Genomic DNA, 11,249 nt, shown 5'->3' with positions numbered 1-11,249 from the left:
AGATCTGTCTAAAATTTGGATTGGGTATCAAAAGCGCTGTCGTTTCACTCAATTGTAAACCATATACTGCCATAGTTGATGAAATCAACGGACGAACCGCACTATTTTGTCTCTGACTTAAGAGCAATCAATGGATCCAACTTCCTAACCATCAAGCGCCGACGGTAAAACCGAGCATCATGCCGGTATCTTCATGTTCCAGCAGGTGGCAATGAGCCATATACGGCATACTGGCCGGTGCGAGATGATTAAAGCGCACTAATATTTCACTGCGCGCGCCTTCCACCCGCACGGTATCTTTCCAACCACGGCGGTGCTCTGCCGGTGGTCGGCCGTTTTCAGTCAAAATACGGAACTGCGTGCCGTGGACATGGAAAGGATGCAACATCATGTCGCCCTCACCGGAAATGGTCCACTTCTCGTACTGGCCCTGTTTCGCGTCAAACGCCGGTTCGGTCATCGAAAACGCTTTGCCGTTAATCATATTGGCATGGCTGAAATCAAAGGCTGGGGTCGCTTTCATCACACTATGATCCATGCCTTTCATCTTGCCGTGGCCCATACCGGCCATATTGCCATTACCACCACTCATGGCACCGTGATCCATACTCATGCCAGCCATGGCTTGCATGCCATAACGGCTCATCAATGCCTGCATTCCCAGCATATCCAGCTTAGGATCCATCATCAGTTGCAACCAACGCTCTTGTAACCCCGTGGCATCGGCCAACGTTGGCACCACTACCAGAGAGTCCGGCAACACTTTACTGCCCGCCGCCAGTGATGGCTGAATACGTAATACCGGCAGCGGTTTATCAAACGGAGCCAATGTCATACCCATTTGTTTCACGGGTAAGGTGACCAGATCAAGCGCCTTGCCATCCGAGGTATCCACCAGCACCTCGAAACGTTCCCCCATCAGTATGGGCAATTCCCGCACGGCAACAGGTTCGGCCAATAACCCACCATCACTGGCAATAACATACATCGGGCGGCCATCGCTGAGTGCTAAATTGAGTGAGCGAGCATTACAGCCATTAAGCAACCGGAACCGCACCCAACCACGCGGGGTAATTTGCTGCGGATAATGTGCGCCATTGGTGAACATCCGATCACCAAACCAGCCAACGGCGGCAGTCATTACATCCAATTGATAGTCAATCTGGCCATCTTTGCCCAGTAATTTATCCTGCAAAATAACCGGGATGTCATCTACGCCCCACTGTTTTGGCAGTGGTAGTTTTTCACTGTCGCTATCCTCGATCAGCACCAAACCGCCCAACCCCATCGCGACCTGATGGCCGGTTTTACCGTGGGTATGGGGATGGAACCAGCATGTGGCAGCAGGTTGATCGACGGTAAATGTGACCTGACGTTTTGCAGCTGGCTGAATCAACGCCTGTGGGCCGCCATCGACTTCGCCGGGGATTTCCAAACCGTGCCAATGTACGGTGGTGGCTTCCGCCAGGGAATTGGTTACATCAATAGTTACCGGTTTACCACGTTGCAAACGAATGGCTGGCCCAAGCAGATTGCCATTATAGCCCCAGGTTTGGGTCGCCGCAGAAGGCTGCCACGCCACAGTGCCGGTCTGAATATTCAGATTAATATGACCGCTGGCATCCGGTTCGAGCAGTGGTGGGATAGGTAAAGGTAAAAAATCTGCGGCCAAGGCCGCACGGCTCCATAAAGGCAGTGAAGTGGCGGCTCCAAGAGCGGCCGTTAGCTTGATGAAATCACGGCGATGCATGGTCGTCTCCATTCAGGATGGTGGGTGAGTGCCAGCTCGGCACAAAACAGTAGCATAGCTGAGCTTAAACCCTCCCCTTACGGGAGGGTCAAGAAATAATCATTCAGTCTGTGAATCAATCTCCACATATTCCCCAGTCACTGGCGTTACAGATAGAAGAGTATAATAAAATTTACTCTGGGCCATCACAGTGTGATAACGTCTGCTAACAATGAATAAGCCTGTTTCCGCCATGAAAAGAACAACGTTAGTTATGCTGCTGCTTACTCTGTGCGGATTCTCATCTGCCAGTTCTGCATTAAGTGAATCTGAAGCTGAAGATCTTGCTGATCTTACTGCCGTTTTTATCTATCTGAAAAATGATTGCGGCTATAACGAATTACCTAATAACGAAATCAAACGGGCAATCGTCTATTTTGCTCAACAGAATCGTTGGGATCTGCGCAATTACAATAGCTTCAATATGAAAGCATTGGGTGAAGAGAGCTATCGCGATCTGCGTGGCATTGCCATTCCAGTTCCGATCAAATGTAAATCTCTGGCGCGTGACTCTTTAAGTTTATTGGCATACGCTAACTAACGATCCAGCCTTTACCCCTTCTGCCTGAAATTCTGCCGTGCAAGCTCAGGCAGAGTTGGCTATGATGTTTCCCCCCATTTTTCATGGCTGTTACTGCGAAGGAGAAGCCCCGAACATGTCACAGAAAGAACTATGGTATGAAACATTACATGCCAACTTCGGCCAGTACTTTTCAGTAGAAAAGCTACTGTACCGCGAGAAAACCGAGCATCAGGATCTGATCATTTTTGAAAACCCGGTGCTGGGCCGCGTAATGGCATTGGATGGCGTGGTACAGACCACCGAGCGTGATGAGTTCATCTATCACGAAATGATGACCCATGTTCCTTTGCTGGCCCATGGTCAGGCGAAGAAGGTGCTGATCATTGGTGGTGGTGACGGCGCGATGCTACGTGAAGTCAGCCGCCATAAAAATATAGAACAGATTACCATGGTGGAAATTGACGCCGGCGTGGTGCAGTTCTGCCGTCAGTATCTGCCTAAGCACAGTAATGGGGCCTATGACGATCCTCGTTTCAAATTAGTTATCGATGATGGTGTCAATTTCGTTAATCAAACCACAGAAAAATTCGATGTCATCATCTCTGACTGTACCGACCCTATCGGCCCTGGTAAAAGCCTGTTTACCTCTGCGTTCTATGAAGGGTGCGCCCGTAGCCTAAACGAAGGCGGCATTTTTGTGGCGCAAAACGGCGTCTGCTTCCTGCAACAAGATGAAGCCGTCGACAGCCATAATAAGCTTAGCCACTATTTCAGCGATGCCAGCTTTTATCAGGCCGCCATTCCGACCTATTACGGCGGCATTATGACCTTTGCTTGGGCGACGCAGAACCCATCGCTGCGTCAATTGGACCTGTCCACGCTGCAACACCGTTTTGCCGCAGCGGGCCTGACCTGTCGCTATTACAACCCAGCCATTCATATCGGCAGCTTTGCCTTGCCGCAGTATCTGCTGGATGCCTTAACGGCCAAATGTTGATAATCCGTAAGGAGGTGAACTAAATTGTCCAAGCTTAAGTTGCATGGCTTCAACAACCTAACTAAGAGCCTGAGTTTTTGTATTTACGATATTTGTTATGCCAAGACCGCAGACGACCGCGATGGCTATATCGCCTACATTGACGACCAGTACAACGCCAATCGCCTGACCGAGATTTTGACCGAGACTTGCTCGATCATTGGTGCAAATATTCTAAATATCGCGCGTCAGGATTACGATCCTCAGGGTGCCAGTGTGACCATTTTGGTCAGCGAAGAACCTGTCGACCCGCGCGATGTTGATACCTCCGAGCACCCAGGCCCCCTGCCGAGTACGGTGGTTGCCCATTTGGACAAGAGCCATATCTGCGTCCATACCTATCCGGAAAGCCACCCTGAAGCGGGGTTATGTACTTTCCGTGCCGATATCGAAGTCTCTACCTGTGGCGTAATTTCACCGCTAAAAGCACTGAATTACCTTATCCATCAATTGGAATCTGACATCGTCACCATGGATTACCGGGTGCGCGGCTTTACCCGTGATATCAATGGGGTAAAACATTTTATCGATCATAAAATCAACTCGATTCAGAATTTTATGTCTGATGATATGAAGTCGCTGTATCACATGATGGATGTGAATGTTTATCAGGAAAACATCTTCCATACTAAGATGATGCTGAAAGATTTCGATTTGAAGCACTATCTGTTTAACGCCAAGCCAGAAGAGCTGAGTACAGCAGAACGAGAACGTATTACCCGCCTGTTATACAAAGAAATGCAGGAAATCTACTATGGCCGTAACCTGCCAGAAATGTGACCTAGTGTGGGTAATATTAGGCTTAAAATCCCGGTTTTTTACCGGGGTTTTTGATTAAGGTCGTTGGATGAGTAAGGGGTATATCAGCCTTTACATCGGCTAAGGGCTAATCGCAATGCGGCACCGATTTCTGCGGGTGAGCTATTGACGGATAGAATCACCTTATCACTCTCACCTCGCCCCGTTCCACTCCAAGCCTCCAGTTTCTCATGGCGGGTAGGTAAGATCGTAATAACGCCATTGATACAGTGAATAGAACAGTTTTTCATACCCTTAAATAAGGCCCGTTTGGTTTTATAGCCATATTTCTGCATTAGCATCGCTATCCAGGCGGCATATTGCTCTTGGCCTTTTTCAAGATCAAAAAAATCAGCTGATTCCTCAAGCGATAATGTCCGGCTGTTGGATAATGCAATAAGGACAGTTTCACCAATACTTTTATCATCAGCATCTGGTGGTAATAGATGGGGAGGAAAAAGTGGATCTCTCCTCATCAACCCAAGTCCAGAGTCTGTATTAATATTCAAAAACTTATTGTTGCAAAAACAACTAGCACAATAATCTTGCCCTTGGTTAAATTTCATTATTTCACCTGTGTTACTGCGACTTTTACGCCGTGATTTTTTCCATACTCGATTGCCCGATTTATCTCCGTCCATTGTGCTTTGGTTGTATTAATGGGTACGGCCAATTGGACTTCTCTACTAGTAATCATCGCTGAATTCAGCCTCCGACCAGAAAGCTCATATGTTTTAAAACTCGCTACCACATCTATATTCCCTTTCAGTGAACTGTAGATTTGCCTTGGGTTCGCCACTCTGGCGGCAGTGGTGGTATCCAGAGTTTTTACGCTGATGGCGGTTCGGCTAATAGGATTATAGTAATCAAATGTTTTAAAATTCTTGGGTAATCGTGTATCTGCCAGAAGCTGTGTTCCCACATAATTTTCCCACGGCATACCTTGCTGATTAATACCTTGCCCCCATTTAATGCCGGTTATCCACCAGCGTCTCGGCGGCGTTCATCTCAGCATCCATCAGCTTTTGTTGATGGTGGCTGAGGTAGTTATAACGGAATGCCATTTCAGCGGCATTAGCACCACTGTATGCCCCTTGCGCTTTTCCCTGCGTTTATAAACAAATCAAACAGGTAATCTAAAAATAAATACTTTATTGAAAGTAGAAATCCCGGTTTAAACCGGGAGCTATTTTTAAGGCAGTTGAGCAAGTAAGGCGTTCACTTCCCTGATATACATGCCAGAACATTTAATATCAGCCTTTACAGCGACTAAGGGCTAAGCGCAATGCGGCACCGATTTCTGCGGGTGTACTATTCACTGAGATAACAACATCATCCGATTCCTTTATCCCTCTACCACCCCACGCCTCCAGTTTTTCATGGCGCGTGGGTGAGATCGTAATAACGCCATTGATACAGTGAATAGAACAGTTTTTCATGTCCTTAAATAATGCTCGTTTGGTTTTATAGCCATATTTCTGCATTAGCATCGCTATCCAGGCGGCATATTGCTCTTGGCCTTTTTCAAGATCAAAAAAATCAGCGGACTCTTCAAGTGATAATGTCCGGCTATTTGATAACGCCAGTAGCACTGCTTCACCAATAGTTTGATCATCTGCATCTGGTGGTAGTTGATGGGGAGGAAAAAGTGGATCTCTGCCTACCATGCCAAGCCCAGAGTATGTATCAACACTGAAAAATTCATTGTTGCAATAGCAACTAGCACAATAATCTTGTTTTTGGTTAAATTTCATTATTTCACCTGCGTTACTATTACGTTCACACCTTGACTTTTCCCATACTCAATTACCCGATTTATCTCCGCCCACTGTGTTTTGGTTGTATTAATGGGTAAGGCCAATTGGACTTCTCTACTAGTAATCATCGCTGAATTCAGCCTCCGACCAGAAAGCTCATATGTTTTAAAACTCGCTACCACATCTATATTCCCTTTCAGTGAACTGTAGATTTGCCTTGGGTTCGCCACTCTGGCGGCGGTAGTGGTATCTAAGGTTTTTACGCTGATGGCGGTTCGGGAGATGCGGTTATAGTAGTCAAAGGTTTTAAAGTTTACCGGTAACCGTGAATTTTGCGGCAGTTGTGTTCCCACGTAATTTTCCCACGGCATACCTTGCTGATTAATACCTTGCCCCCATTTAATGCCAGTTGCTGATTGGTTTACAGTCGCAACGCTTGGCACCCTAAACTTCTCAATCTGCTTACTGGCAAGGCGCGCACCGCCTTTCATTACCCCGCCTGCACCCGCTGCATAACCACCGAACTCAAACAGCAGTTTACCCCCTTCAACCCCTGAATTATAGGCACTAAGGTTACCGGCTTTCTGATAGTGTTCCTCCATTCGGTCAATTCGTGATAGCCAGTCTCGCTTAATACTTTGTCCCACCTGACCCAACACATCATCGCTGTTAACCAGCTCTTTCAGTGCCATAAAGATTTGCTTAGGCTCTTTCAGAACACCCAGTAATTCAACTGCGCTATCGTATAGTCCCTCCGGCACACCGGCGACAATACCGGCGGCAAAAGCGCCCTCTTGTGTGGTACTGGTCAGCCCCCAACGAATAAAAACGTTGCCTTTATCCACCAGCGTCTCGGCGGCGTTCATCTCAGCATCCATCAGCTTTTGTTGATGGTGGCTGAGGTAGTTATAACGGAATGCCATTTCAGCGGCATTAGCACCGCTGTAAGCCCCTTCCGCTTTTCCGGTAAATACCGCACCGGTCACGCCACCCAAGAACCGGACGAACTGGGCCTGACGTTCAGATTTTTCCTGCCACTGCTGCGGGCCGATAAAGTTATCCCCCATCACCACACCGGCAAGCTCGGCAGCCAGTGCGCCCGCAGCAGCGCCTTTAGCATTGCCACCGCCGATTTCAGCCGCAACGCCAGCCACCAGTGCATGGCTGAGCGCTTTGCCCTGCACTCCCAATACACTGCCGTTATTGCCAATTAAATGCGCCCCTTCGGCATGTAACTGACCGCCAATATTGGCAAATAATGCCGTGGTCAGATTCTCTTTAAAACTACCGCCGTTAATGCCGGTATTCAGACTGGAACTGATCATCGACTGACCGGCGACCCGCTGGGCCACCTTGCTCCAGTCACCGTTACTCAGCCGTGGTAATTTGGCGGCACTGGCACCGTCAGCGGCTTTATCCCACCCCATCGCAGCATCAAACCCAGATAAAGCCCCGCCTACTGCCATTGAAGTGACCAATGACTTTACCGACTCTTTACTGCCCAGCTCTTTGAAGGTTTTGGATATATCTCCCTGATTATTCATCAAAGATACCGCCGCCTGCGATGCCAGCGTAGACATTCCGGCAGATACCGCACCGCCTGCTACCCCGCCACCGGCAGCAGCATTCGTGGTTGCCACCAACCCCGATCCCGCAGTGGCGGTGGCCACCGCAATAGCTATCACTACCGCCACCACTGGGTTCAATTGCTCATCGCTATGATCCCAGCGGCTATAGGCATCCATCACTTTTTGCCATTGCACATCATCGCGCAGATTCAGATCGTTAAGCCATTCGTTACCCGGCGTATTGCCCAGCACAGTAATAGCATTGCGTAATGACTCGCTATTTTTTACTTTTATATTGGCACTGATGCCCTGTGCAGCAGCAACAGTTAATTCGCCGCCAGTTTGGATGGTTGGCAGCGCCCACTTCTCTTTCAGATACCCCTTGTCGCTATGTTTGATGTAGAACCCTTTCGCTAGCGTGGTTTTTTGCGCGAAAGAGCTGTTTTTGACCGCTGCGAATATCACTTTGCCGTGGGTACTGGTCAGTTTGGCATTCTGGCCTGCGGCAATTTTGCTGGCCTGATAGGTGCTGTCATCGCGGCTTAGCAGGTTAATGTCACCCTCGGCGGTGAATTCCGTGACTTTATTGGTGGCAGTATGCTGGACATTATGGTGGTGTTTCTTCCTCCCCCACCACTTGCGGGTATCCCAACGTTGTTCCGCGTGGCTGGTTTCTTCCATCGCCTGGGCGAATAAATAACCGCCTTCGGCGGCTACATCCATCACTTTTTTAGCGACCAACTGGGTGGCCTGAAACAGAATGCTGCCGTTTGAAATCAGTGTGAGGATGCCGCCACTTTTAAGTTGAGTCGGTTGCTGGAGCTTGTTATAGCTGAAATTTTCACCCCCGCCCTGATGCTGTTCATTCAGTAGCGATTCAAAGCGCATATTGCCGCCGGAGGTTAGTGTCATATTGCCGCCGGAGGAGAGTTCCGCGCCATAGGTAAGCAGTTGATCGCTTGCCACCACATTAAGCGCTTTCCCCGCCTGCAAACGCGTGACCACATGCTGATCCTGCCGCGGGCCTTCGTCCGTATAGAGTCGTGCCGCCAGTTGGGTATTTCGGCCTGCCAATAAGGCGATATTATCGCCAGCAGCCATATTCGTGGCACCGGCCAGAATATCGCGGCCGCTATTGATTAATAGATTTCCTTTAGCATTTATCTGAGTACTCAGTTCAGGGGTGCGTGAGGCAGGGAAGAATACATAGTAATCATCCTCTGGATGGAAAAAGTCCTCTTTTAGTGGCCCATCAGGCTTAGATAAGATATCACGCGATGTCAGATCAATATCGTGGGCGGCATGTAAGTTAATATCCTGCCTCGCGTCCAATGCAATACCCCGTAATGTCAGATTATTACCGGCATTAAAGGTTATATCTTGGTGACTTTTTATCTTCCCTGGCAAATAAAATAATTTATTAAGATACTGTATATTCTCTTCTCGCGTAAGAAATCTAGCGCTATTAACAGCATATAGCAGTTTTTCACTGTTTATGATGTTAATATCTTTATTTGCCGACATCGTAATATTATTGGCCGGATGCAGTAAAGTATCTGTCAGGTTAATATTTTTACCGGCAATCGCGCTAAAATCCCCATCGGCATCTATCTGATTAATTATTTTATCTCGATCAGGTTGAAGATAATAATTGTGGGAGTCATCCTGCCAGAATTGAATATCACCCTGACGGCTCAGCAACATAATATCCTGACCGGTAATTTCACCGAGCAGCGAGTTAATATCATTTAGCGCAGTAAGGGATATATCCCTGCCACGCAGGGCACTGTTATTTAAATAAATTGTATCATCTGCAATCAACGTAATGTCACCGCTGGCTTGTATCAGATCATTATTGGTGATGGTCTTAGCGTGCAGCACGATATTATTTCCCAGTACCGCGGGCAAGGTCTTTTCTTTTAGTAGGACGCTATCCCCCCACTTGCGTGGGGTTTCCGGCAATAGCGTTTGTAAATGAATGCTGTTATTAAAATCAAGCACCACATTGCCACCCGCAACGATGATACCAAGGTGGTTTTCAGCTTCAGTCCAATAGGTATACCAATCGGTTTGCATGGCATGATTTCGAGGACGCATGCCACCCTGCACCTCATAATCAACAAAGTCATCCTTTATCCAATTACTTGAACTGCTATTTAAAAAATCATTTCCGGTGAGAAAAATATCTTTCTCAGCCCCAATGCCACTAATTTTATTATTGAATTGGCTGGCGTTAATATACAGATTACCCCCGGTGTATATTTTTGCTATAGGGGTTTCACCCGCTATCTGATACAGACTTCTCTCGGTGTTAACTTTATATAAATGCCAGTGTGCACGCTCATGAATAACCCTAAAGTCGGCTATGTCAAACCATGTTTCAGGGAAGCCATCGGCGTATATTTCTTGTGTGAGTTCGGCTGTTTTTTTATGATATTTATAATTTTTATCATAGGCATAAATATTAATAAGGCTAGAGTTTGGTGCTAACTCTAACCATTCGGTGTTGAATTTAAGCCGAGTATTATCCAGTTTATCGGTACGGATAATTAAATCACCACGTCGAGTTTTAATGATGCCAGATTTATTTTCTACCTGTGTATTTTTATTCCCTGCGGCATCTTTTTGTATCCACATCTGATTATGAGCAGAAAGCTCTGCCTGTTGGCCTAAATTAACCAGGTGATCACTGAAGAGGCGCATATCGCGTCCGGCACTCACTTGCCCAGCATTGTAAAGCGCCTTATTAACCAGCGTGATATCCTGGCCGCTGTTCACTTTACTGCCGGGGAACACATATATTTGGGGTGCACTAATATTGAGATCTTTTTTCGCTGTAATATTGCCAGAGATGGCATTATCCGCATCCTTCAACTTACCTACCGACAGATAACCGGCAGTATCGATCCTGATATCACCCTGATGACTGACGATATTTTTAAGTTTGGTACCCACTTCTTTTTCTGTTGATACCAGCCGAATACGGTTGGCATACATCCCACCCAATGCACTGGAGTCTACCGCCAGTGCCAGTGCGGCTCCTACCGCTGGCAAAGGTTGAATATGGCCATTCTGATAATCGACCTGATTGGGCCCCAGTATGATATCAAGCTGATTGGCGCGGATTTCACCATCAAGCTTCAGCGTGCGGCTAATCAATGCAGCATCATTCTGATCAAGGGCATTAAAGCCTTTATTACCTACACTGATGGCTCCGCCCACCACATTTAGCTTGTCCAGTTCACCCCGCGAGTTCAACAGCGGAGTGCCGGTAGTCAAGGCGATAGCGCCCATATTGCTAAAGCGGCAACCATTACAGTTCAAACCATTGGGATTGGCGACAATAACATTGGCTTTGCCACCAAAAACTTCCAGCATACCGCCCATTGATGAGGGCTGACCACCGGTGACCTCATTGATAATCAGTTGTGCACTGTTGCCGGTTAAATGCGGGTTGGCGGCCAAATGCCTCGCCAGCGCTGAGTTCCCCGCCGTGGTGGCGTTATTCAGTACCGCCCCCGCAGAAGTGACATTAAAATCACGATAGTGATTATGAGACACTCCGGCGGCATTTGGGGCAGCAATATCAACCACCGGAATTTGACCGCGAGTTTGGACTTTAGTCCGCGCGTTATCAGGCTGAATACCGGCGGCAATGGCCGGATGAAGGGGTTGTACGGCGGTAAGATAAATCAGGAGCCAACTGGCTATACGCATCCGGGGATTATTGGGTTCTGCCATAACATCACCATCCTGGTGTGAGCGCTAAGTGAGTGGC

General features: G+C 47.7%; 8 protein-coding genes. 3 read left to right on the top strand and 5 right to left on the bottom strand.

Features of this window, described 5'->3' with window-relative positions:
- Positions 1-151 precede the first annotated feature (151 nt).
- On the bottom strand, positions 152-1,750 hold the full coding sequence (cueO, locus tag AEP37_RS11115) for a multicopper oxidase CueO (RefSeq protein ID WP_049613309.1): 1,599 nt from the start codon (positions 1,748-1,750) through the stop codon (positions 152-154).
- A gap of 232 nt (positions 1,751-1,982) precedes the next feature.
- Between cueO and AEP37_RS11110 the strand changes: the two genes are divergently transcribed.
- From AEP37_RS11110 to speD, 3 genes are all read left to right on the top strand, one after another.
- Positions 1,983-2,330 (top strand): YacC family pilotin-like protein, encoded by a 348-nt coding sequence (locus AEP37_RS11110; protein ID WP_049613306.1) that lies wholly within the window; start codon positions 1,983-1,985, stop codon positions 2,328-2,330.
- Between the two features lie 115 nt (positions 2,331-2,445).
- Positions 2,446-3,309: a polyamine aminopropyltransferase gene (speE, locus tag AEP37_RS11105; RefSeq protein ID WP_049613304.1), complete on the top strand. Its 864-nt coding sequence runs from the start codon at positions 2,446-2,448 to the stop codon at positions 3,307-3,309.
- Between the two features lie 24 nt (positions 3,310-3,333).
- Positions 3,334-4,128 (top strand): adenosylmethionine decarboxylase, encoded by a 795-nt coding sequence (speD, locus tag AEP37_RS11100; protein ID WP_049613302.1) that lies wholly within the window; start codon positions 3,334-3,336, stop codon positions 4,126-4,128.
- Positions 4,129-4,211: 83 nt separating this feature from the next.
- Here the strand turns inward: speD and AEP37_RS11095 are convergent, their stop codons facing one another.
- The 4 genes from AEP37_RS11095 to AEP37_RS11080 form a co-directional block, all read right to left on the bottom strand.
- On the bottom strand, positions 4,212-4,712 hold the full coding sequence (locus AEP37_RS11095; RefSeq protein ID WP_049613300.1) for a contact-dependent growth inhibition system immunity protein: 501 nt from the start codon (positions 4,710-4,712) through the stop codon (positions 4,212-4,214).
- Entirely contained in the window at positions 4,712-5,101 is a 390-nt protein-coding gene (locus tag AEP37_RS11090; protein ID WP_456243159.1) for an endonuclease toxin domain-containing protein, read from the bottom strand. The genes AEP37_RS11095 and AEP37_RS11090 overlap by 1 nt, the downstream gene beginning before the upstream one ends.
- Before the next feature lie 298 nt (positions 5,102-5,399).
- A complete protein-coding gene (locus tag AEP37_RS11085; protein WP_049613296.1) occupies positions 5,400-5,900 on the bottom strand; it encodes a contact-dependent growth inhibition system immunity protein in 501 nt (166 codons plus the stop codon).
- Entirely contained in the window at positions 5,900-11,212 is a 5,313-nt protein-coding gene (locus AEP37_RS11080) for a DUF637 domain-containing protein (protein ID WP_049613294.1), read from the bottom strand. Before AEP37_RS11080 ends, AEP37_RS11085 begins: the two co-directional genes overlap by 1 nt.
- Positions 11,213-11,249: the final 37 nt, after the last annotated feature.

Origin of the sequence: Yersinia pekkanenii (assembly GCF_001152565.1) — a bacterium.
Classification (GTDB): Bacteria; Pseudomonadota; Gammaproteobacteria; order Enterobacterales; family Enterobacteriaceae; genus Yersinia; species Yersinia pekkanenii.
The sequence above is the reverse complement of the archived record's forward strand: the minus strand, read 5'-3'. Positions and strand labels throughout refer to the sequence as shown.